The following is a 26,409-nucleotide window of genomic DNA, read 5'->3' as shown; positions in this document are numbered from 1 at the left end:
GCGCCCTGGTCGGTCTCAGGGAACGCTGTGGTGTCCCGCGCCGGCTGCCCCGCCCGGCCGCAGCTGCGCGACCTGCTTGCACGCGGCGGCGCAGCGGCGGCACTCGTCGGCGCAGGCCTTCATCTGCGCGTCACCCGTGAACTTGTCACAGCTCTGGGCGCAGAGCTCGCAGATGCTCGCGCACGCGGCCGTGACCTGGTTGTGTTGCGGCGAGCCGCGCATCAGGAACGTCGCGGTCGTCTCGCAGATCTTGGCGCAATCCTGCAGGAGCTGGATGTGGGAAGCCTCCGCGTGCGAGCCTCCCATCTGGAGGCAGTGCTGGATCGTCTGGACGCAGATCGACTCGCAGCTCTGGGTCTCGCTGGCCGTGTTCACGAAAGCGGTGCTCAGAGTGAATCCCTGGTGTGCCATGTGTCCCCCCCTCATTCAACGATGCTTCTCGGTGCCTCGTGGGCTCGTCTCGTGCGCGCTCGCCTGACATGCGGCCGGCCGGCGAGGCGACAGACTTGCTGAAGCGACCGGGTTCGTCATGTCAGAGCGCTCCGCATACGCGGCTCGGAAGAAGGCTGAACAAGCATCTGATATCGCGGATGTGTTCGTGCCATCCTGCGCGCCCATGCGTCTAGGCTGCTCACAGAGCGCTGCTTGGAACAGGTTTGGGCGGATGGGATTCGAGAGGGGGCGATGGGATCGGTGTGCCCTGCATGGTCACATTCATCTATCCGAGCGACCAGGCAGTCGCCGTTCGCAGCCGGTGCGCTGGTGCGAGCACGCGGCCCGCGCCCGCTGGAGGGCTCGCTCGCCGTGAGCCAGGGGCCGCTTCCGTCCGATGGTCACTTCCTCGGCGCGACGGCGATGGTGCCCTTGATCATCCCCATGCCGCACTCGAATTTGAGCTCCCCTGCCTTCAGCTCGGGCAGAACGATGACCCGCCGTGGATGCGGCCGACGGGTCGAACGTGACTGTGGTCGTGCGGGTCACAAGGTTGACCTTCGCGTCGCTGACGCCCGGGATCGCGAGCAAGGCCCGCTCGACGCGCCGGACGCAGACGCAGTGCCCGGGGCTCGTGGCCCGATGAAGGTCAGGTCGCGAGCTCCGGCGCGCCCAGCAGCCGGGCCGCCCTTGCCGCGGCGCTGCCTCGCGCTTGCGCAGGGTCAGCCCCGCTCAGCTCGCAAACAGGGTTACGGCGAGTGGCTACCGGGTGGCGACAGCGGCGAGCCTGGCCAGGCGCGTGCGTGGATCGAGCCGGCGTGAGCCTGTGCGCCGCGCGCCTCAGCTCCTCTTGACGGCGAAGCCGGCGAACGCCTGCATCACGGGCATCAGCTCCAGCCGGTTCACGTTGACGTGCTCCGGGAGCATCGCGCACCACACGACGGACTCGGCGATGTCCTCGGCCGAGAGCGGCTTCACGCCGCGGTACACGGCGGCGGCCTTCTCCTGGTCTCCCTTGAAGCGCACCACCGAGAACTCCGTCTCCGCCATGCCGGGCTCGATGTCTGTGACGCGCACCCGACTGCCGAGGATGTCGGAGCGCAGGTTCAGCGAGAACTGCGCGACGAACGCCTTGCACGCGCCGTAGACGTTGCTCCCGGGGTACGGCGTCTCCGCGGCGACCGAGCCGATGTTGATGATGTGCCCGCGGTCGCGCGCCACCATGCCGGGCAGCAGCGCCCGGGTGCAGTAAAGCAAGCCTTTGACGTTGGTGTCGATCATCTCCTCCCAGTCGTTCAGATCGGCCTCGTGCGCCGGCGACAGCCCGAGCGCGCCGCCTGCGTTGTTGACCAGCACGGTCACCTCGGAGAACTCGGGCGGGAGCTCGGCGATGGCCTTGTCGACCGCGCCGCGGTCGCGGACGTCCAGCCGGATCAGGTGGATCGCCGGCGCGCGCGCGCCAGCCGGGCCGGCGATGCGGCTGTCCGAGAGCTCCGCGGCGAGCGCCTCCAGGCGCTCGTAGCGGCGGGCGGCGAGGACCAGGCGCGCGCCCAGGCCGGCGAAGCGTCGGGCGATGGCGGCGCCGAAGCCGGAGGAGGCGCCGGTGATGAAGACGATGGGAGGCTGAGCCGTCATGGTGGCACTCATTGCGATGTCCTGGGCGGAGCTATATCAGCTGTGCGCGCGCCGAGCGACCTCCGGCGCCCTCGTGCCGCGCGTCCGGGCCGCCGGACATCCTCCTGGAGCAGCGCGATCGCGCGGCCGTGGATGTGCTCGTCTCTCCGCCACCCGCCGATGCACATCCCACCTCGGCACGACGCTTGCTCGAATTATCACGATGCGGCCGAGAGGCTGTGACACCGGCCAGCCCGGACGCGACGCCCGACGAGGACAGCGGGGCCGCCGGGAAGCAGAGAGGCGATCGAGGTGGCGATATGAAGCACGTTGACATGGGACGGCGGATCGGCGGCCGGCCAGGGCTCACGCTCGGTCTTCTCGCGAGCATGGCGCTCGCGGGCTGTGGCGGCCCGAGCGAGCAGACCATTCAGGGCACGCGGCTCGCGCCCGGCGCCGATGCGCACATCACCGCCGACATCGACTCCGACGCCGCGACCACACGGCTGCTGGTGGACGTCGTTCACCTCCCGCCGCCCGAGCGGATCGAGGCCGGCAGCAGCCACTTCGTCGTCTGGCAGCGCCCGAGCCCCGAGTCCCCGTGGAAACGGGTCGGAGTGCTCGACTACAATGCTAACAGCCGAAGAGGCAAGCTGGCCCAGATGAGCGTACCGCATGCCGACTTCGAGCTGCTCATCACCGTCGAGAAGCAGAGCAGCCCCCGATCCCCATCGTCTGCCGTCGTCATCGGGCCGGCATCGGTCGGGTAGCCAGCGGCCGCAGCCCCCTGCCCCGACGGCCTTCTACATCAAGCCTGCACGCTCCTCCAGCGACGGTCGCGCCCGTGCGGCCGCCGCGCCGGCAGCGCTCTACCTTCACGACGTCACGATAGGAGGGCGCCTGGCGCGACCTGCACACCGCTGGAAGGATCGGCGCCGCATGAGGGGAGAGCCGAGGCTCGCCATCGCCATCTATGGCGCCATCGGCGCCAACGTGGCAATCGCAGCGGTCAAGTTCATCGCCGCCGCGGTGACCGGCAGCTCGGCGATGCTCTCCGAGGGGGTGCACTCTCTCGTCGACACCGCGGACGGGCTCCTCCTCCTGCTCGGCAAGCGCCGGAGCGCCCGCCCGGCCGACGCCGATCATCCGTTCGGCCACGGCAAGGAGCTTTACTTCTGGACGCTGATCGTCGCCCTCATGATCTTCGCCGCGGGCGGCGGCGTCTCGATCTACGAAGGGATCTTGCACCTCTCGCGCCCGCGCCCGATCGAGGATCCGACGTGGAACTACGTTGTCCTCGGCGCAGCGGCCATGTTCGAGGGAACGTCGCTCGCCATCTCGGTCCATGAGTTCAAGAAGAAGGACGGGCAGGGCTACCTCGCGGCGATGCGATCCAGCAAGGACCCGACGACGTTCACCATCGTCCTGGAGGACTCCGCGGCGCTCGCCGGGCTCGCCATCGCCTTCCTCGGCGTCTGGCTCGGGCACCGCCTGGGAAACCCCTACTTCGACGGTGCGGCGTCGATCGGCATCGGCCTCGTGCTCGCGGCGGTCGCGATCTTCCTCGCGCAGCAAAGCCGCGGGCTCCTCGTGGGGGAGAGCGCGGACAAGGATCTCCTTGCCGCGATCCGCGCGCTCGCCAAGGCGGATCCTGGCGTGGCGGAGGTGGGGCGACCGATGACGATGCACTTCGGTCCGCACGACGTCCTGGTCGTGCTGTGCATCGAGTTCGACCCCGCGCTGACGGCCTCCGGGGTGGCGGAGGCGATCGAGCGGATCGAGGCGCGGATACGGAGCCAGCGACCCGATGTGAAGCACATCTATGTCGAGGCCAGGTCATTCCCAAGGCGCGCAGGGCCATGACGCGCCCGTGGAGGGGCCGCTCGCAGCCTCCTCTGCGAGGCACGGCGTCACCACCACACGCGCCGGCGTTTGCGGCGTGAGCTCACCGCCACCGCCGCGACACCGCCCAGGGCGAGCACGGCCGCCGCGACGACGGCGACGCGCCAGGCCGTGTGCTCTGCCTCGCGCTTGGCGCCGCGGAGCCTCGCCCTCGCCGCGACCAGGTCGTTCGCGAGCCGCTGCTTGCTGTGCTCGATCTGCTCGGCCAAGCCCGCGGGCGCCGCGGAACCTGCGCCGGCGCCGACGTGACCTCGCTCGCTGAGGGGACGGGTGACCCTCTCCTCATCGAATCGGATTGCAGTGGGTGGTTCCATGTCTCCCGCGCTGCAACCACCGTTCCTCGCCGGCGCGTCGCACAGCAGCGCTAGGTCGCCCCCGCCTGCCGCGCCTGCTTCCGGTGTCGGAGGGAGATCGAGAGCCCAGCGGCGTTGTTGACCACCAGCGCGGCGTTCAGGGCGGTGAACACCCAGTTTTTCACGAGCAGGCTGTAGACGAGGTTTCCGGCCGTCCCGGCGATCGCGGCGATGAAGAAGACCAGGGTATACTTCTCCGATTTATCCTTCTCGCCCTTCCACTCCCTGTAGGTCTGTGACCCGAAGGTCACGAGGAGCAACAGGGAGCTGACCCAGCCCACGACATGCTTCATCGGGGGTTCCCATGAACAGCCATCCGCCGCGCGCATCGCATCGGACCTCGAGGACGTCGCCCAGCGCGTGGTGGGGTGAGCCGCCTCGTGCGGCGAGCGTCGCCCCGGCTCAGCGCCGAAGCGCCGCGGCCGCGCGGCCGGAGACGGCCGATCCGCTCGTGACGATCGCCGCCCCCAGCGCGAGCAGGGCGACGAGCGTGAGCACCATGGGATAGATGCCGACCAGCGCCAGGATGCCGAGCACGACCGTTCCGGCGCCGACGAGCGACTGCAAGCCGGCGGCGGCCATCGCCGCCTGACGAGCGACGTGGGCGAGGTGCATGTGCGCGCCGCGCGCGTCGAGCGCGCCGAGGTCCGCCGTCGCACCGCCGCTGAGCAGCAGCGTGCCGCCAAAAACGATCACCGCGACCGACGTCAGCGTCCCGGGGGCGAGCCCGAGGAGCGCCAGGATGCCGAGCACGATGCCCGCCGCGCCGCCGACGAGCTCCGCGCCCATGCCGCCGCCGAGCTCGGCGCGCGTGTCCCACTCGACCGGGGCCGTGGTCCGTGTCAAGGCGCCGAAGCGCGACGCGATCGCGCCGCCGTGCGCGATCAGCGCGGCGCCGAAGACGATCGTGGCGATCGAGGTGAGCTCTCGCGGCATGACCCCGGTCAGTCCAAGGATGGCGAGGACGATCGCCCCCGCGCCGCACACCACCTCGGCGAGCGAGCCGCCGAGCACGATCCGCGGCGCCTCCCTCTCCTCCTCCGGCCTGCGCCGCGCGCCCGATATCGGCGCGATCGGGCTCTCCTGCTGTGTAAACCGTTCACGTTCCTCGGGTCCTAGCGTCTGCATGATTCCCCCATCGTGAGGCGTGGCCTCGCCGCGGCTACACACCTCTGGCTTGCATGTTCTGCGCCCCGCTGCAGGTCGTCGCGGCGATCCGGGTCCACGGGCTCATCGGTCTCTCGCCGCGTGTCGAACGGGCCGGAGCGCTGCTCGTCGCCGCGGCCGATGACAGCGAGGCGTCGCGTCACCATGTTCCCTCGCGGTCCTCGGCCAGCGCAGACCTCATGCGCTGTCGAAAGGAGCAGCAGCGAACGCCAGGCGAGCGAGCAGGCGAGCGGCGCCGGCCGGCGGCCCGAACAGCCGCGTGGAGCGCCCGTGAACGGACGCTCGTCCGAGGGACATGCCCAGCGTCAGGAGGAGATAGGAGCATGCTGCATCTCGAGCTCAGCGAGCGCGAAGCGGATGACACAAGGACGGCCCTCTCGACCCGGCTCGTGGGGATGCGGGACGAGCTGGTCCACACCGACGATCGAGCGTACCGGGCGGACCTGAAGGCCACGATCGAGCGGCTCGAGGTGGTGCTCGGCCGCCTCGAAGCGATGGTGGCGGCGCCGGCGGCGGCGCCGTAGCTGGTCATGCCCGTGCTCATCGACGCGCCGGGGCGGCCGGCGGCACGGTTCGTGGTTCACCGGGGGGCATGGCAGAGCCCGCGGCGCGGCAGGGGGATGAACGCGGTGAAGAGCCCCTCTCGACGGTACGGATCGCCCTGATCGCGTCCGTCGCCGCGCTGGGCGGCTTCCTGTTCGGGTTCGACACCGCCGTGATCAACGGCGCCGTCGGCGCGCTGGAGAGGGTATTCACAGCGCACCCGGGGACCGTCGGCCTGTCCGTGTCCTCGGCGCTGCTCGGCGCGGCTGCCGGCGCGGTGCTCGCGGGCAGGCTGGCCGACCGTTACGGCCGGACGCGGACGATGATCGCGACCTCCCTGCTGTTCGTCGTCAGCGCGGCGGGCTCGGGGGCGGCGATCTCGCCCTGGGACTTCAGCGCGTGGAGGGTGCTCGGCGGCATCGCCATCGGCGCGGCCAGCGTCGTCGCTCCCGCCTACATCGCGGAGATCGCGCCGGCCCACCTGCGCGGCCGCCTCGGATCGCTCCAGCAGCTCGCGATCGTGCTCGGCATCTTCGCCGCCCTGATCGGCGATTACGCCATCGCGACGTCCGCGGGCTCGGCGACGAGCCCGTTCTGGCTCGGGGCGCAGGCCTGGCGATGGATGTTCTGGAGCGCCATCCCACCCGCGCTCCTCTACGGGCTCGGCGCGCTGCTGATCCCGGAGTCCCCGCGCCACCTCGTGGCGAGGGGGCGTGTGGACGAGGCGCTCGCCGTGCTCCGTGGCCTCCTCGGCGCGTCCGCGAAGGCGAAGCTCGTCGAGATCCAGAGGACGCTCTCGTCCGAGCGCCGGCCCAGGCTCGCGGATCTGCGGGGGCGCGCTGGGCTGCTCCGCATCGTCTGGATCGGCATCGGCCTCTCGGCGTTCCAGCAGCTCGTGGGCATCAACGTCATCTTCTATTACTCGAGCGTCCTCTGGCAGGCGGTCGGGTTCTCGGAGCGAAGCTCGCTCGCCATCACGGTCATCACCGGCGTCACGAACATCGTGACCACGCTCGTCGCCATCGCGACCGTCGACCGCGTCGGGCGCAGGCCGCTGCTCATCGCGGGATCCATCGGCATGACGCTCACGCTCGGCGCCATGGCGGCCGTGTTCGGCGCCGCGGGCGAGGACGCCGCGGGCAACCCCGTCCTGACGGGCGCCGCCGGCCCCGCCGCGCTGCTCGCCGCCAACCTGTATGTCTTCTGCTTCGGGGCGTCCTGGGGGCCGGTGACCTGGGTGCTGCTCGGCGAGATGTTCGAGAACCGCATCCGCGCCCTCGCCCTCTCGATCGCGGCCGCCGCGCAATGGGTGGCGAACTTCCTCGTGAGCGCGACCTTCCCCGCGCTCAAGGCGGCCGGCCTGGGCATCGCCTACGGGCTCTACACCGCCGCCGCGGCGGCCTCGCTGGTGTTCGTCGTCGCCTTCATCCCCGAGACGAAGGGCAAGGAGCTCGAGGAGATGTGATGTGCGCCCGCCCGGCGAGAGGAGACGTGTGTCAGCGAGGCGCGGCTGTCTCGAGTCGCGATCTCTCCTGACGGCTGTCTCGAGCGGCACGGCGGAGCGTCAGGTCCGCGCTTCGTCGCTAGGGCAGCGGCAGCGTGAACTGGAAGGTCGTCTTCCCGGGCGCGTTCTCCGCCCAGATCCGCCCCCCGTGGGCCTCGACGAGCCCCCGCACGATGTAGAGCCCGAGGCCGAGTCCGGCGGCGCCTCCTGCCTTCGCCTCGCGCGTCCGGTAATAGCGGGTGAAGAGCCTCGACACATCGTCCGGCGCGATGCCCTTCCCCTCGTTCTCGACCGCCACGGACACCTCGCCGCTCCGCCGTTCCACCGCGATCCTGATCGGCGTCCCGGGCGCGCCGTACTTGGCCGCGTTGGACAGCAGGTTGGTGAGCACCTGCTCCAGGCGCCCGGGATCGGCCAGGAGCGGCGGGACCCCGTCCTGCACCTCGACGTCGACCCGGTGTCCCCTCGTCGCGTCGGCCGTCCGCTCCACCGTCGCGCGGATGAGCGCTGGCAGATCGACCTCGGCATGCCTGAGATCCAGCCGATGCGACTCGAGGCGGGAGACGTCGAGCAGATCGTCGATCATCCGGTTGAGCTGCATCGCGCTGGCCCGGATGTGCTGCGCCCTGTCGCTCCACTGCGGCTCCGTCGCGAGCCGAGAGGCCTTGAGGAGGATCGTGGTGATCGGCTGACGCAGATCATGAGCGATGATGCTGGTCCACTCCTCGCGCATGCGCGCGAGCTCCTTCAACGCGCTGATGTCCTCGCCGGCGACGATGGCGCCCGTGATCTCCCCCGCGCTGTCGTGGATCGGCGCGGCGGCGATGAGGAAGGTTCCGGACGAGCCGTCCGCCTTGGCCACGAGGAGCTCTTCGCCGAGGATCGTCTCGCCGCGCATCGCCCGGCTCGACGGCAGCTCGTCCAGCAGGAGGGCGGTGCCGTCCGGGCGCCGCACGCGACCGACGCACTGCTCCCGCTCCTCCGCGCCCCCGGTGAGATCTCGCGCGTGCGGGTTGGCGATCAGCCGCTCTGCGCCGCTCCGATCGACGAGCAGGAGCGGGACGGGCGCGCTGTCGAAGACGGTTCGCAGCGTCCTCCGCTCGGCGTCCAGCTGCGCGAGCAGGCGCTCCCGCTCCTCCTCGGCCTGCTTGCGCGCCGTCACGTCCTCCACCTGGGCGATGTAGTGGAGGGGCTCGCCCTTCTCGTCGCGCACCACGGACGTATGGAGGACGACGTGGATGGTCGTGCCGTTCTTGTGGATGTATCGCTTGGCGAGCTGATAGCGCGGGATCTCACCGCTGCGCAGCCGCTCGACCAGGCCCACGTCGGTGTCCACGTCGTCGGGGTGGGTGATGTCCTGGAAGCGGAGCCGCGAGAGCTCGTCGGCCGCGTAGCCCACGATCTCGCAGTAGACGTGGTTGACGCGGATGAACCCCCCGCCGAGCCCGACGATGGCCATGCCGATGGGCGCGTTCTCGAAGGTGAGCCGGAAGTCCTCCTCGCTCTCGCGGAGCGACTGCTCCATCTGCCTGCGCTCGGTGATGTCGTGCCCCTCGGGGAGGAGCATCACGACCCTGCCACGGTCGTCGGTGATGGGCTTGATGGAGAAATCGATGAAGCGCCGCCCGGTCGCTCCGTTCACGCAGATCTCGTCTCGCACGAGCCGGCCCGCCGCGGCCTCGGCGACGGCGGCGCGGACGCGCTCCCTGTGCTCCGGGCTCCACCCCGTCAGCTCCCAGAACGGACGGCCGAGCGTCTCTGCCTCCGTGGCCCTGCAGAACTCGAGAGCGGCGCGGTTGTTCTCCAGGACGATGCCCTCCGGCGAGAGCAGGCCGATGAACTGGAGGGCCCCGTCGAAGATCGCCCGAAAGCGCTCCTCTCTCTCCAGGAGCGCCCTCTCCAGGTGACTCGCGCGTCGGAGCTCCTGGGCCACGCGGTCCGAGGTCCGTGCGCTCCCCCCGCGCGCGAGGGCGCTGTCCAGGCCGATCGCGAAGAGCGCGGCGAGCGCGCCGAGATCGACGCAGGCGCGGGGGTAAGGGCGGGGCAGGCAAAACGAGAGGACGCCAAGGCAGCGATCGCGGACGCGGAGGGGCATCGAGACCGCGCTCTGCGCGCCGGTCCGCGCGCAGAGCTCTCGCGTCATGGACGGATCCGGATCGAGCGAGCGCGCATCGCTCATCACATGAACCCGACCCGAGCTCGCCGCCCATTCATCGAGCAGCGGCGCGCCCCGCGCCACCCGCGCGAGGCAGAGGCGGATGTCGGCGGGCACGTGGCGGTGGGAATGGAGCCCGAGCTCGCCGGTGTCCTCGGAGGTCAGAAGCAGGTAGGCAGCGCGAGCGCCGAGCTCCATCGCCTGGTCCAGCAGGAGCGCAGCGAGCTCGTCGAGATCGGCCACGCGCGCGATGCGGGGCGCCGCGCGCGCCATGAGCTCGCCCGGCGACGGGTAAACCTCGCGGCCAGCGCATGGGCTGAGAGAGGCCGCGCAGGCGACCTCCTCATCGCGGCCGATCGACGCCTCGATCTCTTCTGCCGATAACGTGGCCCCCACCGGAATCGACCGATTGTTGCACGAGAGCGGCGCTGCCTGAAGGGGCGACGCGGTCAGGTCCCTCGGCATGGCTTCCTCGGATGCCGATCTGTTCCTGCTCGCCAGGGTCAGGAGCGCCGGCGCGCGCGCTCCCTGAGCGGCGCCGCCTCACGGCATCCCGAGCAGCCCGCTCCCCTGGTAGACGACGAGCGCCGCGACGTACGCCGCCGCGTAGGTGTAGGCGAGGACGAACGCGGGCCAGCGCCACGACTTCGTCTCGCGCCGGATCGCCGCCACGGTGCTCATGCACTGGCACGCCAGGACGAAGAACGCGAGCAGCGCGAGCCCGGTGCGCGACGAGTACGCGAGCGACCCGTCCGGGCGTCTCGCCTCGCGGATCTGCTCGGCGAGCGGCGCGGGCTCGTCGTCGGCGTCCTCGACGCCGAAGATGACCCCCATCGTCCCGACCATGACCTCGCGCGCGCCGAACGAGCCGATGAGGCCGACGTTGATGCGCCAGTCGAACCCGAGCGGCGCGGTCACCGGCTCGAGCGCGCGCCCCACGCTGCCGGCGATGCTCGACTCGAGCGACGTCGCCTCGAGCGACGCCGCCGCGCTCTCGGCCGCGGCGGCCGGCGGCTCGTGGGGCGCGGCGCCCGGCATGGGGACCTTCAAGAGCACCCACAGCACGGCCGAGACGGCCAGGATCACGGTCCCGACGTCGCGCGTGAACCGCCACGCCGCCTGGCCCGCCTTGCGGACCACGAGCCGCGGCTCGGGGCTGCGGTACGCCGGCATCTCGAGCACCATCGGGAGCGAGCGCCCGCGCGTCGCCGTGCGCCGCAGCACGAGCGAGGCGACGAGCCCGGAGAAGATGCCGGCGACGTAGAGCGCGACGAAGAGCAGCGCCTGCACCCAGGCGCCGTGGGCCGCGAAGAAGGTCGTCAGGAGGAGCGCGTAGGTCGGGATCCGCGCCGAGCAGGCCATGAGCGGCAGGACGAGGATCGCCGTGAGCCGCTCGCGCGGGTCGCGCAGGATGCGCGTGGCGTGCACGGCGGGCACCGCGCACGCGTGCCCCATCAGCAGCGGGAGGAACGCCCGGCCGCTGAGCCCCATCAGCTGGAGAAGGCGGTCGACGAGGAAGGCGCCGCGCGCGAGATACCCGCTCGCCTCAAGCAGCTCCATGGCGATCGTGAGGATCACGATCTGCGGCATGAAGGCGAGCACCGTCCCCGCCCCGCCGAGCAGGCCGTCGACGACGAACGAGGCGGCGAGCCCCCCGCCGAGGGCGCGGGACGCGAGGCTGCCGAGCTCGCCGATCGCCGCGTCGAGCGCCTCGGTGACCGGGGTGGCCACGAGGAACACGGCGGCGAACAGGAGCGCCATGAGCCCGAGGAACAGCACCGGGCCGGCCGCCGGGTGGAGCAGCACGGCGTCGGCGCGCGCGGTGAACGTCCTCCGCCGCTCCGCGGCGGCGTCGCGGCGCGGCGGCTCGACGTACGCGGCGCGCGCCACCTCATCCGGATCCCACGCCGCGGCGCCGGGGGGCTCCACGGCGCCGGACGCGATCGCGTCGAGCCGCGCGGCCGCCGCGTCGAGCACCACGCCCCGCGCGGCCGGGTCCCTCGCGCTCACGAGCAGCACGGGCAGGCCGATGGCGCGCTCGAGGGCGCCGAGGTCGAGCCCGCGCCCCTCGCCCTCGAGCACGTCGCGCTGCGTGGCGACGACGAGCGGGGCGAGCCCGCGCCGCACGAGCTCACGCGTGAGCCGCAGGCCGAGCGCGAGCTGCGTGGCGTCCACCACCTGGACGACGAGGCGCGGCCGCTCGCCCTCGCCGGTGCGGTCGAGGAAGCGGCGCGCGACGCCCTCGTCCGTCGCCGGATCGACGACGGCCTCGATCGAGTAGAGCCCGGGGAGATCCGCGATCGTCGCGACGGCCCCGCCCGCGAGGCGGACGTCGGCCGTGAGGATGTCGACCGTGATCCCTGGGAAGTTGCCGACGTGCGCGCTGCCGCCGGTCAGCCGGTTGAACAGCGACGATTTGCCGGAGTTCGGTCGCCCGAGCAGCGCGATGAGCGGCCGCTCTGTCGACGTCGGGAGGCGCTCCGTGCCTGCATGGCAGGCGGTCATCCGACCCGCCTCTGCGAGGGCAGGGGCGCCACCAGGATCGAGCGCGCGAGCGTCGCGTTGATCGCGAGCTCCCCGCCCGACCCGGTGCGCACGTGGAGCGGCCCGCCGAACGCCGCGCGCCGGATCGACGTGAGCGTCTGGCCGGGGCCGAGCCCCATCGCCCCGAGCCACCCGGCGAGCTCGGCGTCGAGGCCGACCTCGACCACGATCACGCGCTCACCGGCGCGCACCTCCGAGAGCGGACCTGCAGGAGCTGCGGCGCTGGCGTCGTGCGCTCGCGCCTCCGTGCCGGCCACGCTGCCGGCCGAGTCCACATTGGCGAAGCTCACGTCAAGTTGGGGAGGAACGCTGGAAACCATGGGCCCCGTCAGATTTTGAAAATCAATTTCAAATCTACTGGCATTGTGAACGGTCTCGGCCGGGATGTCGAGCGCCTCTCGACCAGCTGCCGTGGCGGCTGGCCGCTCCGGCGTGGCGGCGGCGCCTGTTCTCGTGTTCCTGCCCAGGTGGCCAGCCCTTCCCGGTCCTGGAGATAGCCGCGCCGCTCCTCGCTTCGGGGCCCGGCGCACCCTGGATCCGCTCTCCGGCGAGCGGTCGCCGCGCGTCGGCCGAGGCCGCGGAGCGGAGCGCGCGAAGCGTTCGGGTCGGGCGAGTCATCCGATTCACCGGGCAGCGGCGGAGCCTCGGCCAGAGCGACGGCGGTCCGCGGATTGTCCTCCAGGGGCCCCTTTTACCATGGGTGCGCGGCGCGAGCGCCTCGCGGTCCTCCATCGCAGACCCGCCGCTGCTCGGGGTGTAATGGACCCGGACGGCTGCGTCTCCGAAGGTGAGCGGCCCGCGGGTCGCCGAAAGGAAGACGCCATGAAAGAGACCATGCTCCAGGTGGACGGGATGAGCTGCCCGTCCTGCGTCCGCCACATCGACAGCGCGCTTCGCGAGCTCGGCGGCGTGGCCAGGGTCGACGTGCGCCTGCGCGAGGGCACCGTCGTGGTGCAGCACGATCCGGAGAGCGCGCCCGTTGCCGCCCTCGTCGAGGCCGTGCGCGGGGCCGGCTACGGCGTGCGCCCGCGCGCCGCCTGAGCGCGCGCAGCGCCCCCGGCGCGTGGTCTCGTGACAGCGCATCGCGCCATGAGGTGTCCCACGCCGCGCTCGACGCTGCAGTGAAACATTTACCGGTTAATCCAAGCGGGGGCCGGCGCACGCATATGGCCGCCCCCGCGAGCTTCGAGGCGCGCTCGCCCCGCTCGGACATCGCGGCCCCGTGGCGCCCATCGAAGCGCTGGACAATGAACCGATTAAGTGGTTTCCTGTCCGCGCTTCCCGCGTGCCTCGGGCCATGTCGCAGGCGTCGTTTGTGAGCCCCGGTCCGCGGTTTCTTGGTTTCTTCATTCTCGTGGGCCCGCGGACGGAATAGGTCCTCTCCTCGCCGCGGGTTCCTCCCAGGCCTGGCCATGCAGGGCGTCCTTGGCGCGCTGCCGGCGCCGCTGCGCGGCGTGCAGGACCTGTTCGACCTGCAGAACGAGAAGGGTTCACCGTGCGGTCACGCAGGGTCGAAGCCGGACGTCGCCAGGTGCAATCGGGGGAGAGGCAGAAGGAGATCACGATGCGCGTTCTTCACGGGTCGGTGGCTGGTTGGACCGGAGCAGCCCTCATGGCGCTGGGCCTCTCCGCGGGATGCGGAGACGACTCGGACGACCCGCAGGGTTCGGGGCAGGAGACGACCGGAGCGGGCGGCGGCGCATCGGGCGCGGGCGGGGGGGCCGCCGGAGCCACGTCCGGCGCCGATGGCACCACGTCGAGCGGCGGCGCCACGTCCGGCGCCGGCGGCGCCGCCTCGGGCAGCGGTGCCAGCTCGAGCAGCGGGGCCACGTCCGGCGCCGGCGGCGCCGCCTCGAGCAGCGGCGCCACGTCTGGCGCTGGCGGCGCCACCTCGGGCGCGGGGGCCGGCGGGGGTGACCAGGAGTCGACGGGGTTCTCGGTGCGCGGCCGCTTCCTTTACGACCGCTGCGGAGAGAAGGTGCTGCTCCGGGGCGTCAACGAGATGGTCGTGTGGCTGTCGTCGGGGCCCGACGGCCTGCCGGAGTTCGCGGAGATCGCGAAGACCGGCGCCAACGCGGTGCGGATCGTCTGGCTCGCCACGGAGTCCGCGGCGGGCCTTGATCAGGCCATCACGAACGCGCTCGCGCAGAAGCTCATTCCGATCGTCGAGCTCCACGACGCCACGGGGAAATGGGATCTCCTGCCGAGCCTCGTCGACTACTGGACGAGAGCGGATGTCGTCGCCGTGATCAAGAAGCACGAGCAGAGTTTGCTCGTCAACATCGGCAACGAGGTCGGGGACCAGGTGGACAACGCGGCGTGGGAGGCGGGCTACAAGCAGGCCATCACCCGGATGCGCGGCGCCGGCATCACGGTCCCGCTCGTGATCGACGCCTCCAAGTGGGGGCAGAACATCGACCAGCTCCAGGCCGTCGGCCCCGCGCTCGTCAAGCACGACCCGAACATCCTGCTCAGCGTCCACATGTGGTGGACGGACGGCAGCGCGGCCACGATCACGAGAGAGCTGCAGGAGTCCGTGGCGCTGAACCTGCCTTTGATGGTCGGCGAGTTCGCGCAGCACGCCGTGTACGAGTGTGGCAAGCACCCGTTCGATTACAAGGCGCTCCTGGCCAGGAGCGTCGAGCTCGAGGTGGGGTGGCTCGCCTGGTCGTGGGGCGCCGTCAAGAACAGCGACTGTCAGAGCGACGGGCCGTTCGACATGACGACCAACGGGACCTTCGCGGGGCTCACCGGCTGGGGTCGCGAGGTCGCGGTGACCGACCCGAACAGCATCCAGAACACCTCGGTGCGCCCGCGCTCGATCGAGACCGGATCGTGCAGGTAGGCGTGGCGACGGCTCCCTGACCCCGCGCGCCGCTACTCCTCCGGCACCGGCGGGAAGTAGACCTGCTTGGGACCGATGGCGTGCCCGGCGGGGATGGGGGTGCCGAGCTCGTCGAGGCGGAAGACCTCCGGCGGGAGACGGAGCGACTCCCGCAGCCGATCCATCGTGGTCGGGACGAACGGGTAGAGCATGATCATCAGGTTCTTGAGCACGTAGAACGAGGAGAAGAGGGCGTCGCGGCGGCCCTCCTCCGGGTGCCGATCGTCGTGCGGCTTGAACTGCGCGAAGAGGCTGTTGATGACGCGCGCGTAGTTCTCGATCTCGAAGAGCAGCGTCGGGTAGTCGGCGCGATCCATCGCGCGCACGTAGCGCTGGACGATGCGGAGGGTGTCCGCGGCGACCTTGTCGAGCAGCGCGCCGTGGGGCACGCGCCCATCGAACTTCGAGTGCGCCGCGGAGATCGGCCGCTCGAACGCCGCGTTGAGCGGCCCGGCGAGGAACCGGTTGCGCTCGTCGAGCTTGGCGAAATCGAAGTTCGACGGCTTCTCCGCGAGGCCGAGCAGCGCCAGGTAATAACGGATCTGGTCCGCTGAATACCCCTTCTCGTCGAGCAGCTGATCGGCGGTGAAGAAGTTTCCGCGCGACTTGCTCATCTTGTCGCCCCCGACGAGCAGGTGGAAGCACCCGAGGACGTCGGTGAGCTGCAGCTCGCCGGGCGCCGGCAGCCGGCGCGGATCGGGCTGCGCGCCGAGCCACATGGCGCCCTGCATGAGCACGTAGAAGAAGACGTTGTCCTGGCCGAGGAACTGGTAGATCCTGGCCTCCGGATCGCACCAGAAGTCCACGTACCGGGCCGGATCGACGCCCCTCCGGGCGAGCGCGACCTGCGAGAAGGCGATGGGCGCGATCAGCGAGTCGGGCCAGACATAGAGCGTCTTGCCGCAGAGCTCCGGATCGAGATCCACCGGCAAGGAGAGCCCCCAGGCGACGTCGCGGGTGATGGCGCGGTGAGCCCAGTCCTCGACGGGCTCGCTGGGGACGCCATGGCGCGAAAGGGCGGCGCGCGCCTCCTCCATCTCCGGCTTGCTGCCGAGCTGCAGCAGGACCTTGCGATCCTGCGTGAACTTCGCCTTGTGCTTCGGCAGCGACGCCTTGATCTCCTTGTACGTGGGGGCGAGGTCGGCCTCGAAGCGGAGCGAAGGCATCACGGTGTTCAGCACGTCCGCGAGCACCGCCGGGCGCCACGCGCCCTGCTTGCCCTGGATCCAGCCCCGGAGCGTCTCGGACACGGCCCACATGTCGAGCCACCAGTGCGCTGTGTCGCGCATCACCGGCGTGGCGTCGCTGAGCGCGCTGCGCGGGCTGCCGAGCTGTGAGGGCGAGTGCTGGTGACCGCAGCGATCACACTCGTCGCTGTACGCGTCTCCGTTGTCGCACTTCGGGTTGGGGCAGCGCCCGCGCACGAAGCGGTCGGGGAGGAAGCACTGGAGCTCCGGATCGAACCACTGGCTGCTCGTGCGCTTCTCGAGCAGGCCGTTGTCGTGCAGGCGCCGGAGGAAGCGGTGCGCGAGCTCCTGCTGAATCGGGAGGCACTCCGGCCGCGAGGTCCCCGAGTAGACGTCGAGATCGATGTCATACCGCCGGAGGCTCGCGTGCTGCTTCTCGTGGATGCCGTCGATGAACTCGCGTATCGACACCCCGGCCTGCCGCGCCGCGATCTGGCTGGCGGAGCCGTGATCGTCGGTGCCGCAGACGAAGAGGACGTTCTCGCGGCCGATGACCAGGCCCAGCCACCGCGCGTGGATGTCCGCAGGGACGTGTGCCCCCGCGAGGTGCCCAAGGTGCAACATCCCGTTGGCGTAGGGCATGCCTGCGGTGACGACCGCTCGCCTGGGCCTGCGAACCTGGCGAAGGACCGATGCGACGTCGGTCGGGGCGCCGTGATAAGATGCCATCGAAGCTCGCTATACCCCAGCGGGCCCATCAGCACAACGCGCGCCTCAAGCCTCGTCGCGTCCGTCCTCCTCGATACCCATCCTTCGTGTCGCGATTCCCCTCCTTGCCGGCTCGAACGGACGTCGTGAGGTTGCGTGTCCACCGGTGTCCGCGATCCAGGATGCCCCGGAGGACAGAAGGGAGGTTATTGAAGACTTCCGCTCTCACGGCGAAGCCGCGTGACACCGGGATGCGCTGCGGACGCCGCCGGGCCGCCGCGCGGCAGCCGGCGGGCCTCTCCGGCGTCGCCCTGCTTCTGCCCCGGCGGGGCCGATCCGTCGCGCCCGGAACCCGCTTCTCGTCTAGACTCGCCGTCGATGGCCGACCTAGCCAGGCAAGCCGCCCCGGACCAGGCACGGCAGCAGGTACCCCCGGAGAGGCCCACCCGACGCTGTCCCGTGTGCGGCGTCCGGTACCCGCTCGACTTCCTCGTCTGCCCCATCGACGCGACGGCCCTGGAGCTCCAGGGCGTGACCGCGACCGACCCGATGGTCGGCGAGCTGCTCGCGGGGAGCTTCTGCATCACCGGCGTGATCGGCGCGGGCGGCATGGGCCGCGTCTACGTCGCCGAGCACATCCGCCTGCCGAAGCGCTTCGCCGTCAAGGTGCCGCACGAGCACTTCGCCAGCCACCGGGAGGCGATGGCGCGCTTCGAGCGCGAGGCGCAGACGATCGCGCGCGTCGGCAACGAGCACGTGATCGACGTCGTCGACGTCGTCCGCCTCAAGGACGGGCGCCCGTGCATGGTGACCGAGCTGCTCAAGGGCGAGGACCTCGGCGCCTTCCTCGACCAGGTCGGCAAGCTGCCGCTCCCCACCGCGATCACGATCTCGCGCCAGGTCTGCCGCGGCCTGGCCGCGGCCCACGCGACCGGCGTCGTCCACCGCGACCTCAAGCCGTCGAACCTGTTCCTCATCCGGCGCGAAGCGGGCAACGTCCACGTGAAGATCCTCGATTTCGGGGTCGCCAAGGTGCTCGACGGCGCCGACCTCACGCGGACCGGCTCGGTGGTCGGCACGCCCCAGTACATGGCGCCGGAGCAGGCGCGCGGCTCGGCCGACGTCGACTCGCGCGCCGACATCTACGCGGTCGGTGCCGTGCTGTACCGCATGCTGACCGGCGAGCGCCCCTTCCCCGAGGAGGAGCCGACGCGGACCATGCTCCGCCTGCTCACCGAGGATCCCCGGCGCCCGCGCGACATCGACAAGACCATCCCCGAGGGGCTCGAGGCGCTGATCCAGCGCGCCATGGCCCGGGCGCGCGAGGACCGGCCGCCGTCCGCCCAGGAGCTCGATCGCCTGCTCGCGGACTTCGATCTGCAGGATCCGCTCGCGCCTTCCCGCGCGCTCGGCGTGGGCGTGGCGGCGACCGACGGCGCACCGAACGACGAGCGGGCCACGGTCGTCATCCCGAACGCCCAGGGCCAGAGCGCGGACGACGTGACGCGCAAGGCGCGGCGCGCTCGCCCCGTCGCGTCGCTGCTGGCCATCGCCGTGAGCCTCGCCGCGGGCGCGGCCGTCTTCACCAGCGCCGCGATGGTCCTCCGCAGGGTCTACGGCATCACCGAGCGGCGGGCGCTCAGCGAGAGCGAGGTCCTCCTCGCCGCGGGCGCCGCGGGAGCGCTGGCCATCATCGCCTTCGTCGCCACCCTCCGCGTCCTCGTCGGCCGCTGGCGGAGCGCGCCGGCCATGGAGCGCCTCGGCCACGGCCTCCTGGGCGCGCTCGTGTGGCTGTTCGTCTCGTGCGGCGTCCTCGCGCTCGGCGCCGCCGCCTACAACGCGTTCGCGCTGCCGATCCCCACCCTGGGCCTCGACCCGGCCGAGTGGCTCGGCTGGATCGACGTCGGCGTGATCGCCGTGCCGACCCTGATCGCGCTCGTCGCGCTCACCGTGGCGCTGCGGCGCGTGACCCGCGTGTCGTAGCGGCGCGGGCGGGGCTCTCAAATTCTGATCATCCCGCGAGCCCGTCACCATTCTCTCATGCATTCGATAGCTTGTAAATAGTGGCCATGTCGGCGAGATCCGCGCGCTCGCAAAGCACCCCACGAGGAGGCGAGATCATGTCCGCACGATTCAGGCCCGAGGTGTATGCCGTCGATTTCGGTACCTCCAACTCGCTGCTCGCGGCGGCCAGCGCGGAGGCGACCTGCCCGCCCATCCCGCTCGACGCCGCGGCGGCCGATCCGACCGTCCTCCGGAGCCTCTTGTTCTTCGGGCAGGAGCGGTTCTCCTGCGGCGCGGCGGCGATCAGCGACTTCGTCGCGAACGGCATGCAGGGCCGCTTCATCCGCTCGATCAAGAAATACCTCCCCGATCGCAGCTTCTCCGGCACGCAGATCGGGCACCGGGTCGTGACCATCGAGGACCTGATCGGCCGCTTCCTCCGGGAGATGCGCGAGCAGGCGAACCGCCACTTCGACGCCGACGTCGCGCGCGTCGTGCTGGGCAGGCCGGCGAAGTTCTCGACCGAACCGGCCGACGATCGCCTCGCCGAGGAGCGCCTCGAGCGGGCGGCGCGCATCGCGGGCTTCCGCGAGGTCTCGTTCTGCCCCGAGCCGGTCGCCGCCGCGCACGACTTCCACCTGGAGCTCGACCGCGGGGCCGTCGTCCTCGTCGCCGATTTCGGCGGCGGGACGTCCGATTACACGATCGTCCGGATGCGGCCGGAGGGGTTCTCCCCGTCCGACGTGCTGTCGCTCGGCGGCGTCTCGGTCGCGGGGGACGCGCTCGACGGCAGCCTCATGCGCCACAAGATCGCCCGCCACTTCGGCGCGGAGGTCACCTACCGCGTCCCGCTCGGCTCGAACCAGCTGACCATGCCGCGATCCATCGCCGAGAAGCTCTGCTCACCGGCCGACATGACGGTGCTCCAGCACCGCGACGTCCTCGCCTTCCTCCGCGACGTGAAGGCGTGGTCCCTCGGGCCCGAGGATCGGCAGCGCATGGACCACCTGCTCTGCCTCGTGGAGGACTCGCTGGCGTTCCGGCTCTTCGAGGAGATCGAGCGCGCCAAGTGCGCGCTGTCCGGCGAGGCGGCCACGGAGTTCCGCTTCGATTACCCGTCGATGCACATCCGCGAGCGCATCGCCCGGGAGGAGTTCGAGGCCGGGAGCGAGCGGCAGATCGACGCCGTCCTCGGCGCGCTCGACCGGACGGTGGCGGACGCGGGCCTGTCGTTCGACGGCATCGACGTCGTGTGCTGCACGGGCGGGACCGCGAGGGTGCCGGCGCTCCGGCGCGGCATCGAGCGGCGCTTCGGCGAGGGCAAGGTGAGGCAGCTGCGGAGCTTCCACTCCGTCGTCCAGGGGCTGGCCGAGCGCGCGCGCAGCATCGCCGCCGCGTCCTGATGAGCGGGCGCCGGCCCCGCCGGTCGGCGCGGCAGCGTCCGCGGGCGGCGCGGCAGCGTCCGCGGGCGGCGCGGCAGCGTCCGCGGGCGGCGGGGCCTCGCCGGTCGGCGCGGCGCTGCCGTCGAGCCAGCGGGGATCGCCCTCGACGACCCACGGGTACGCCTCGTGGAGCGCGCGCTCCATCAGGCCGCCGTAGCTGTGGCCGGCGCCCACGGCGTGGACGACGCGTGCGGTGACGCCGCCGCGCTCGAGCACCTCCCGCGTCTTGCGCGCCTGCGCCGCGCAGTCGGCCCGCCCGCACGCGAGCAGCACCCGCGCCCCGCCGCCGCCGCGAAAGCGCCGGGCGGCGCCGGGCGTCCACTCGTCGAAGCTGCCGTATCCACCCTCGATCAGCGCCGCCCGCGCGAAGCGGGCGGGATGCCCGGGCAGGAGCAGCGCGCCCATGATCGCCCCCTGCGAGTACCCCGCATAGATCGGGTCGCGGAGATCCACCCGATCCCCGAAGCGCGCCGACAGCGCCGAGACCGCCGCGGCGACCTCGCGGCTCAGCGCGTGATGGTCCGGGTAGTAGAAGATCCGCCCGGCGTCCGGCGCCCGGACGTCGATCGGCTTGCCGCGCGGGCAGAGCACGAAGCCGGCCCCCCTCACGATCCCGCGCCAGATGTCGCAGTGCCATTCGGGCCGATCTCCCGCGCCGTGCGCGACGACGAGCAGGGGCCGCGGCCCGTTGCCTCGGGGCGTCACGACCACCGCGGGGCCGAAGTCCGGGACCTCGAGCGCGATGAGCTCGGGCTCGTCCGTGGCCGGCGGAGGCTCCGGCGCAGGCGGAGGCGCGCTCTCCAACCCGCGCCCGCGCTCCTGCTCGGCGGCGGGCGGATCGCTGCGGCCGACGCGGCCGAGAGGCGCGGCGAGCGGCGCTCGCGCGCACCCCTCGGCGCCGATCGCGAGCGCGATCCCGAGGAGGAGCGCCCGCCGGGGGCGCGGGGCGGTCAGCGCGTGTCGACGTGCCGCACGTGCCGCACGTGCCGCACGTGCCGCGCGTGGCGCGCGTGCCTCACGGTTCGCGCGTGTCGTACGGGCCGCACGTGTTGCGCTCATCGCACATCGGAGGGTGAACACCCTCAGCACGGGAATCAAGAACCGGAGAACACGCCACTCCCGGAGACCCTCGAGCGCCTGGCAGATCGCGGCGGCTCTCCGCGGATCGACGCCGGGCTCGGCCGTCCGCTCGCCAGCGCCATGCGAGCTCGACGGGGACGGCGTCGGGCGTGACGTCAGGCGGCGACGAGGACGATGCGGCTCACCTCGGGCGGCGCGCCGACGCGGGCGGGCGGCCCGGCGGTGCCGAAGCCGCGGTTGATGTAGAGATGCGAACCGCCACGCTGGTAGAGCCCGGCGACGTAGCCGTGGGGGAGCACCAGATCGGCGGGCCGCACGACGAGGTTGATCTGGCCTCCGTGGGTGTGGCCGCTGAGCTGCAGGGCCACCTCGCCGGCCGCGTCCGGGAAGAACACGGGGTTGTGGCAGAGCAGCACGCGCGGCAGATCGCGCGGCACGTCCGCGATCGCCCGGCCGAGGTCCGGACCGCCGCCGGGGACCCGCCCTCGCGCCCACACATCGTCGACGCCGAGCAGCGCGAAGGCGCCGCCGGGCCCACCCACGACGCACCCGCGGTTGCTCAGCACCCGGGCGCCGCCGCGCTCCAGCGCGCCCAGCGCCGCGTCGATGCCGGCGAAGTGGTCGTGGTTGCCCGGGATCGCCGCGACGCCATGCCGGGCGAGCGGGCCGAGCCTCCGCGTGAGGCGCCCGAGGTGCTCGGCGTACCTCGGATCGAAATCGACGAGATCACCCGTCATCACGACGAGATCGCCGCGGGCCTCGCGCACGAGATCCTCGGCGGCGCGCATCTCCGGCTCGCCGACGAACAGCCCGAGGTGGATGTCGGACAGCTGCACGATGGCGAACCCGTCCAGGCTCCGCGGCAGGCCCGGTATCGGGATGGCGACCTCTTCGATGGTGTAGTCGTGTCGCCCGAGCAGCGCGCCATACACCGCGCTGCCGCCGCCGATGAGGAAGGCGGAGCCAGCGGCCCCGGTCGCGAGGAAGTCGCGGCGGGCGAGCGTCGGCCGCTCGACCGGCGGCGGGAGCCGCAGGGCCGCGGGGCCGCCGTCCTCCTGCGCCCCTCGCTCCGCGGGGCTGGGCGCCGAGCCGGCGGCGCGGGCGGTCCCGCCGTCCGCGAGCGCGGTCGCCGTCGCGCGCCCGAGCGCGGCGCGCCCGAGCCGCGCGATCAGCCGGCCGAGGTCCACGACGGCGAGCAGGACCGCGGAGATCAAGACGCCCAGCGAGAGCGTGCTCCCGCCGAGCCCCATCCCGCGGAGCACGCCGTCGGGCAGCGCGCCGCGCCCGAACCGCGCGGAGATCATGGCGATGATGCCGGCGGCCAGCAGGCACGCCAGCGCGCGCCGGGCGCGCACACCCAGGCCGAGCAGCCTGGAGGCGCGCCGGTGAACGTACAGGCCCAGGACGCCGAGGACGATGGAGAGGATCAGCGAGAAGACCGCGAAGCGCATGGGCAGCTCTGCACGAAGGGGGACGGAAGCCTAACCGATCGGCGACGGTCGGCCAGAAAGCCCTCCGTGACGGCCCGATGGCGGCAACGCGCCGCGACGGCGCCCCGCGACACGCGCCGGACGCGGCTTGCGATCTCACCCGCTGTCACGTCGTGCGTCTCGGCCGGGGGAAGGTCCGGGCGCGAGACGCCGGCGAGCGGCGCACTCCGCACCTCGACATCGGGCGCGCCATGGCGCTGCGCGTCGCCACCTCGCATGACGCCAGGCGCAGCGCTCCGAGCAGAAGCCCTGGTGTGTGTCATCGCTCGGAGAGGCGGAGTTTGTCGCCACTGACAAGCTTGGAAATAGAACTGAAACCCTTCTATTCGTCTGCCGTGTCACATCCGGACCCAGCCGTTCTCCCAACCCGAGCTGTGGAGTCGTGGTGATTGCGCGTTGCGTTGGATGGACGGCGTACGCCCCGTAACCCGTGGCCGGTGCGTTCTCCCCTTGCAGAACCGCCACAACCGCGCGCGATCGCGATCGCGCGCGGTTGCGGGAACGGCAGGGGAAGGGTAGCCAAACGCACGCGTGACGCGCGTCGAGAGGTGTGTGGCGTTCTAGCTCACGTGAAAAAATACCTGTACAACGTACTACGATGTAGCGGCTCTGGCGTGGGATAGCCGTCGTTTGTCCTTGCTCCAGAGAGGCCTTCGGTCTAAATTCGGCCCGCTATTTGACGCGTTGAATTGGCCTGGTTTCTTCATTGAAGTAATGAAAGGCTTAATATGCTGAGAAGGAATGCGCATCAGCTGGGGTTGGCAACGTCGGTTGCGGTCATCCTCGCGCTCGCGGCGTGCGGGGACGGCGGGGGCGGTGACACCAGCGGGACGGGCGGGGGCAGCAGCGGCGTGGGCGCGGGCAACCCGACGAGCAGCGGCGTGGGCGCGGGCACCCCGACGAGCAGCGGCAACGTCGACCCGACGACGACGAGCAGCGGCAACGTCGACCCGACGACGACGAGCAGCGGCAACGTCGACCCGACGACGACGAGCAGCGGCAACGTCGACCCGACGACCAGCGCGGCTTCGGGCGGCGGCAACTGCTCCCCCGCGGTCGACATCACGGCGCCGAGCGGCAACCCGTTCGCGGACGCGCACCTGTTCGTGGACCCCGGTTACGTCAAGAAGGTCGACTCGTCGATCGCGCAGGTGACCGATACGGCCCTGAAGGCGAAGATGGAGAAGGTCAAGCAGATCCAGACGGCGTTCTGGCTCGACCGGATCGAGGCGATCAAGGAGCTCCCGGCCTACCTCGACGCGGCGCTCAAGCTCCAGAACGAGCTCTGCGAGCCGGTCACTGCGCTCATCGTCGTCTACGACCTTCCGAACCGCGATTGCTTCGCCGAGGCGTCGAACGGCGAGCTCCACCTCGATCAAAACGGCACCCAGCGGTACCGGGAAGAGTACATCGCCCCGATCAAGCAGATCCTCGCCGCTCACTCGGGTCAGCGCATCGCCGCGGTCATCGAGCCCGACTCGCTCCCCAACATCGCGACGAACCTGGGCGGGAAGCGATGCGACGAGACGACGGCGCAGTCCTACCGGGACAACGTCGCGCACACGCTCAAGGAGCTCAACATGCCGCACGTGTACCAGTACATCGACGCGGCGCACTCGGGCTGGCTCGGGTGGCCCGACAACCAGAAGAAGGGCGCCAAGATCTTCGCCGAGGTCATCAAGGCCGCCGGCAGCCCGGCCAACGTCCGCGGCTTCGCGACCAACGTCGCGAACTACACGCAGCTCAGCTACAGCTCGGAGAGCTACGATCAGCAGGACAATCCCTGCTTCGGCGAGTTCGACTACGTCGATGCCATGGCCTCGGCGCTCTCGGCCGAGGGCCTCGGCGACAAGCACTTCATCATCGACACGAGCCGCAACGGCGTCGGCAACATCCGGGAGGACTGGGGCTACTGGTGCAACAACAAGGGCGCGGGCATGGGCCAGCGGCCGAAGGCCAACCCGGGCGGCGCGACGAACCTCGACGCCTTCGTGTGGGTCAAGCCGCCGGGTGACTCCGACGGCGTGGGCCAGGAGGGTCAGCCGCGCTACGACCTGTTCTGCGGCAAGGAGAACGCGGACACGCGCGCGCCGCAGGCGGGGCAGTGGTTCCACGAGTACTTCGTGGAGTGCGTGAAGAACGCCAACCCGGCGCTTTGACGGGCGGGTCGGTCTGCTTCAAGCTGTGACGAGCGCGCTCGGCTGAGCGCGCGGCCGGCGGCCGGGGCAGGCGAGGAGCGTGAGAAAAAGGGGTCTACCTTCCCGCGGACGACGCGGGCCCGCTGGAAGGTAGACCCCTTGGGAAAACGCTCCTCGCCTGTCCTGGCCGCCGCGCCGCTTTCAGGGACATCAGCAGCGCAGAGGACCCGCGATCTGTGGCGCGTGCACACGCGCGCGCACGCACCCCTACGACCGGACCGCGCCGCGCCGCGCCGTGGCATGGTGAAGCGCGGTGCACGACTCCATCACGCTCGAACAGCTGCGCACGTTCATCACGGTCGCCGACGAGGGCAGCTTCTCGGCCGCGGCCAGGAAGCTTCGGCGCGTCCAGTCGGCCGTGAGCCACGCGATGGCCAACCTGGAGAGCCAGCTCGGGATCGCTCTCTGGGACCGGTCGACGAGGATCCCGGCGCTCACGGAGCACGGCCGCGTCCTGCTCGGCGCCGCGCGGCGGGTGTGCGCCGACGCGGACGCCCTCAGCAGCGCGGCGCAGCGGCTCGCCGGCGGCCTCGACCCGCTCGTCTCGCTGTGCGTCGACGCCATCTTTCCGCTGTCCGCGCTCGTCGATCTCTGCGTCGAGTTCGCGCGCGCCTACCCCACCGTGGAGCTCGTCGTCCACACCGAGACCATGGCCGCCGTCGCCGATCGCGTCCTCGACGGGACATGCCAGCTCGGGGTCGTGGGGCCGGCGGCGACGGCCCAGGGGCTCGAACGCCAGCACCTCACCTCGGTGCGCATGGTCGCTGTCGTCGGCGAGGCTCACCCGCTCGCCGCCGCGGCGCCGCGCGGCGCGCGCGGCGCGCGCGTCGCGACCGAGCAGCTGCGGGAGCACGTGCAGATCGTGCTGAGCGAGCGCGGCGGAGCGCGCTCGCCGGAGCAGGCCGTCCTGTCCCCCCGCACCTGGCGCGTCGTGGATCTGGAGACCAAGCGAGAGCTCCTGTGCGCGGGGCTCGGCTGGGGGAACCTGCCAGAGCACATGATCCGCGACGACCTCAACGCCGGGCGCCTGGTGCGGATCTGGCCGGCGGCGTGGGGGGACGACGAGCACGTCCTGCCGCTCGCCGTGGTCCACAGGCCGGGCCTCGTGCAGGGGCCCGCGGGGCAGTGGATGCTGAAGCGCCTCGTCGAGCTCTGCCGCCAGCACGTGGGGGGCCCGGGAGCGCCGCGGTGACCTGACGTCG

General features: G+C 71.5%; 21 protein-coding genes. 10 read left to right on the top strand and 11 right to left on the bottom strand.

The genetic code is table 11. The annotated features are described in order from the left end of the window. Positions 1-15: 15 nt before the first annotated feature. From WMF34_RS41145 to WMF34_RS41135, 3 genes are all read right to left on the bottom strand, one after another. Complete coding sequence (locus tag WMF34_RS41145; RefSeq protein ID WP_231864519.1) at positions 16-375, bottom strand: four-helix bundle copper-binding protein; 360 nt, start codon at positions 373-375, stop codon at positions 16-18. 339 nt (positions 376-714) lie between these two features. Beyond that, entirely contained in the window at positions 715-1,152 is a 438-nt protein-coding gene (locus tag WMF34_RS41140) for a heavy-metal-associated domain-containing protein (RefSeq protein ID WP_437994701.1), read from the bottom strand. Positions 1,153-1,272: 120 nt separating this feature from the next. Continuing rightward, on the bottom strand, positions 1,273-2,079 hold the full coding sequence (locus tag WMF34_RS41135) for an SDR family oxidoreductase (RefSeq protein WP_012240702.1): 807 nt from the start codon (positions 2,077-2,079) through the stop codon (positions 1,273-1,275). A 302-nt stretch (positions 2,080-2,381) separates the two neighbouring features. Between WMF34_RS41135 and WMF34_RS41130 the strand changes: the two genes are divergently transcribed. Both WMF34_RS41130 and WMF34_RS41125 read left to right on the top strand, forming a co-directional pair. Continuing rightward, a complete protein-coding gene (locus tag WMF34_RS41130) occupies positions 2,382-2,816 on the top strand; it encodes a hypothetical protein (RefSeq protein ID WP_437991206.1) in 435 nt (144 codons plus the stop codon). A gap of 169 nt (positions 2,817-2,985) precedes the next feature. Further along, positions 2,986-3,909 (top strand): cation diffusion facilitator family transporter, encoded by a 924-nt coding sequence (locus WMF34_RS41125; protein ID WP_437991205.1) that lies wholly within the window; start codon positions 2,986-2,988, stop codon positions 3,907-3,909. A 47-nt stretch (positions 3,910-3,956) separates the two neighbouring features. Here the strand turns inward: WMF34_RS41125 and WMF34_RS41120 are convergent, their stop codons facing one another. The 3 genes from WMF34_RS41120 to WMF34_RS41110 all read right to left on the bottom strand — a co-directional run bounded on the left by WMF34_RS41120 (position 3,957) and on the right by WMF34_RS41110 (position 5,429). After that, positions 3,957-4,157: a hypothetical protein gene (locus WMF34_RS41120; protein ID WP_044967054.1), complete on the bottom strand. Its 201-nt coding sequence runs from the start codon at positions 4,155-4,157 to the stop codon at positions 3,957-3,959. Between the two features lie 155 nt (positions 4,158-4,312). Continuing rightward, positions 4,313-4,594 (bottom strand): hypothetical protein, encoded by a 282-nt coding sequence (locus WMF34_RS41115; RefSeq protein ID WP_437991204.1) that lies wholly within the window; start codon positions 4,592-4,594, stop codon positions 4,313-4,315. Between the two features lie 109 nt (positions 4,595-4,703). Then, positions 4,704-5,429: a hypothetical protein gene (locus WMF34_RS41110; protein WP_012240698.1), complete on the bottom strand. Its 726-nt coding sequence runs from the start codon at positions 5,427-5,429 to the stop codon at positions 4,704-4,706. Between the two features lie 362 nt (positions 5,430-5,791). On the opposite strand from WMF34_RS41110, the gene WMF34_RS41105 reads away from it, so the two are divergent. Together WMF34_RS41105 and WMF34_RS41100 are read left to right on the top strand one after the other, a co-directional pair. Then, positions 5,792-5,992 (top strand): hypothetical protein, encoded by a 201-nt coding sequence (locus tag WMF34_RS41105; RefSeq protein ID WP_044967050.1) that lies wholly within the window; start codon positions 5,792-5,794, stop codon positions 5,990-5,992. A 68-nt stretch (positions 5,993-6,060) separates the two neighbouring features. Continuing rightward, positions 6,061-7,476 carry a sugar porter family MFS transporter gene (locus WMF34_RS41100; RefSeq protein ID WP_437991203.1) on the top strand — a complete coding sequence of 472 codons (1,416 nt, stop codon included), beginning with the start codon at positions 6,061-6,063 and terminating at the stop codon, positions 7,474-7,476. Positions 7,477-7,594: 118 nt separating this feature from the next. On the opposite strand, the gene WMF34_RS41095 is transcribed toward WMF34_RS41100, so the two are convergent. The 3 genes from WMF34_RS41095 to WMF34_RS41085 all read right to left on the bottom strand — a co-directional run bounded on the left by WMF34_RS41095 (position 7,595) and on the right by WMF34_RS41085 (position 12,504). Beyond that, complete coding sequence (locus WMF34_RS41095; protein WP_437991202.1) at positions 7,595-10,135, bottom strand: PAS domain S-box protein; 2,541 nt, start codon at positions 10,133-10,135, stop codon at positions 7,595-7,597. 78 nt (positions 10,136-10,213) lie between these two features. Next, entirely contained in the window at positions 10,214-12,175 is a 1,962-nt protein-coding gene (gene feoB, locus WMF34_RS41090) for a ferrous iron transporter B (protein WP_437991201.1), read from the bottom strand. Continuing rightward, entirely contained in the window at positions 12,172-12,504 is a 333-nt protein-coding gene (locus WMF34_RS41085) for a FeoA family protein (protein ID WP_437991200.1), read from the bottom strand. The genes feoB and WMF34_RS41085 overlap by 4 nt, the downstream gene beginning before the upstream one ends. Positions 12,505-13,036: 532 nt before the next feature. Here WMF34_RS41085 and WMF34_RS41080 point away from each other — a divergent pair. Next, positions 13,037-13,255, top strand: coding sequence for a heavy-metal-associated domain-containing protein (locus tag WMF34_RS41080; protein ID WP_044967047.1), 219 nt, complete (start codon positions 13,037-13,039; stop codon positions 13,253-13,255). A gap of 523 nt (positions 13,256-13,778) precedes the next feature. Next, positions 13,779-15,059 (top strand): cellulase family glycosylhydrolase, encoded by a 1,281-nt coding sequence (locus WMF34_RS41075; protein ID WP_012240691.1) that lies wholly within the window; start codon positions 13,779-13,781, stop codon positions 15,057-15,059. A gap of 32 nt (positions 15,060-15,091) precedes the next feature. On the opposite strand, the gene WMF34_RS41070 is transcribed toward WMF34_RS41075, so the two are convergent. Continuing rightward, the gene (locus WMF34_RS41070; RefSeq protein ID WP_437991199.1) at positions 15,092-17,014 is read right to left on the bottom strand and encodes a methionine--tRNA ligase; all 1,923 of its coding nucleotides are present in this window, start codon (positions 17,012-17,014) and stop codon (positions 15,092-15,094) included. Positions 17,015-17,452: 438 nt separating this feature from the next. On the opposite strand from WMF34_RS41070, the gene WMF34_RS41065 reads away from it, so the two are divergent. Together WMF34_RS41065 and WMF34_RS41060 are read left to right on the top strand one after the other, a co-directional pair. After that, positions 17,453-18,976 (top strand): serine/threonine-protein kinase, encoded by a 1,524-nt coding sequence (locus WMF34_RS41065; protein ID WP_049876529.1) that lies wholly within the window; start codon positions 17,453-17,455, stop codon positions 18,974-18,976. A gap of 137 nt (positions 18,977-19,113) precedes the next feature. After that, positions 19,114-20,400 carry an Hsp70 family protein gene (locus WMF34_RS41060; RefSeq protein WP_012240688.1) on the top strand — a complete coding sequence of 429 codons (1,287 nt, stop codon included), beginning with the start codon at positions 19,114-19,116 and terminating at the stop codon, positions 20,398-20,400. 1,274 nt (positions 20,401-21,674) lie between these two features. On the opposite strand, the gene WMF34_RS41055 is transcribed toward WMF34_RS41060, so the two are convergent. After that, positions 21,675-22,970: a metallophosphoesterase gene (locus tag WMF34_RS41055; protein WP_437991198.1), complete on the bottom strand. Its 1,296-nt coding sequence runs from the start codon at positions 22,968-22,970 to the stop codon at positions 21,675-21,677. A 797-nt stretch (positions 22,971-23,767) separates the two neighbouring features. Here WMF34_RS41055 and WMF34_RS41050 point away from each other — a divergent pair. Continuing rightward, positions 23,768-25,168: a glycoside hydrolase family 6 protein gene (locus tag WMF34_RS41050; protein WP_437991197.1), complete on the top strand. Its 1,401-nt coding sequence runs from the start codon at positions 23,768-23,770 to the stop codon at positions 25,166-25,168. 292 nt (positions 25,169-25,460) lie between these two features. Continuing rightward, positions 25,461-26,399: a LysR family transcriptional regulator gene (locus WMF34_RS41045; protein ID WP_437991196.1), complete on the top strand. Its 939-nt coding sequence runs from the start codon at positions 25,461-25,463 to the stop codon at positions 26,397-26,399. Positions 26,400-26,409: the final 10 nt, after the last annotated feature.

Origin of the sequence: Sorangium sp. So ce145 (genome assembly GCF_051525985.1) — a bacterium.
Lineage (GTDB): Bacteria > Myxococcota_A > Polyangia > Polyangiales > Polyangiaceae > Sorangium > Sorangium cellulosum_B.
The sequence above is the reverse complement of the archived record's forward strand: the minus strand, read 5'-3'. Positions and strand labels throughout refer to the sequence as shown.

Coding starts and splice junctions, on each gene's coding strand:
- WMF34_RS41135 (WP_012240702.1), bottom strand. CDS start 2,079: ATGAGTGCCACCATGACGGCTCAGCCTCCCATCGTCTTCATCACCGGC.
- WMF34_RS41130 (WP_437991206.1), top strand. CDS start 2,382: ATGGGACGGCGGATCGGCGGCCGGCCAGGGCTCACGCTCGGTCTTCTC.
- WMF34_RS41125 (WP_437991205.1), top strand. CDS start 2,986: ATGAGGGGAGAGCCGAGGCTCGCCATCGCCATCTATGGCGCCATCGGC.
- WMF34_RS41115 (WP_437991204.1), bottom strand. CDS start 4,594: ATGAAGCATGTCGTGGGCTGGGTCAGCTCCCTGTTGCTCCTCGTGACC.
- WMF34_RS41110 (WP_012240698.1), bottom strand. CDS start 5,429: ATGCAGACGCTAGGACCCGAGGAACGTGAACGGTTTACACAGCAGGAG.
- WMF34_RS41105 (WP_044967050.1), top strand. CDS start 5,792: ATGCTGCATCTCGAGCTCAGCGAGCGCGAAGCGGATGACACAAGGACG.
- WMF34_RS41100 (WP_437991203.1), top strand. CDS start 6,061: ATGGCAGAGCCCGCGGCGCGGCAGGGGGATGAACGCGGTGAAGAGCCC.
- WMF34_RS41095 (WP_437991202.1), bottom strand. CDS start 10,135: ATGCCGAGGGACCTGACCGCGTCGCCCCTTCAGGCAGCGCCGCTCTCG.
- feoB (WP_437991201.1), bottom strand. CDS start 12,175: ATGACCGCCTGCCATGCAGGCACGGAGCGCCTCCCGACGTCGACAGAG.
- WMF34_RS41080 (WP_044967047.1), top strand. CDS start 13,037: ATGAAAGAGACCATGCTCCAGGTGGACGGGATGAGCTGCCCGTCCTGC.
- WMF34_RS41075 (WP_012240691.1), top strand. CDS start 13,779: ATGCGCGTTCTTCACGGGTCGGTGGCTGGTTGGACCGGAGCAGCCCTC.
- WMF34_RS41070 (WP_437991199.1), bottom strand. CDS start 17,014: ATGGCATCTTATCACGGCGCCCCGACCGACGTCGCATCGGTCCTTCGC.
- WMF34_RS41060 (WP_012240688.1), top strand. CDS start 19,114: ATGTCCGCACGATTCAGGCCCGAGGTGTATGCCGTCGATTTCGGTACC.
- WMF34_RS41055 (WP_437991198.1), bottom strand. CDS start 22,970: ATGCGCTTCGCGGTCTTCTCGCTGATCCTCTCCATCGTCCTCGGCGTC.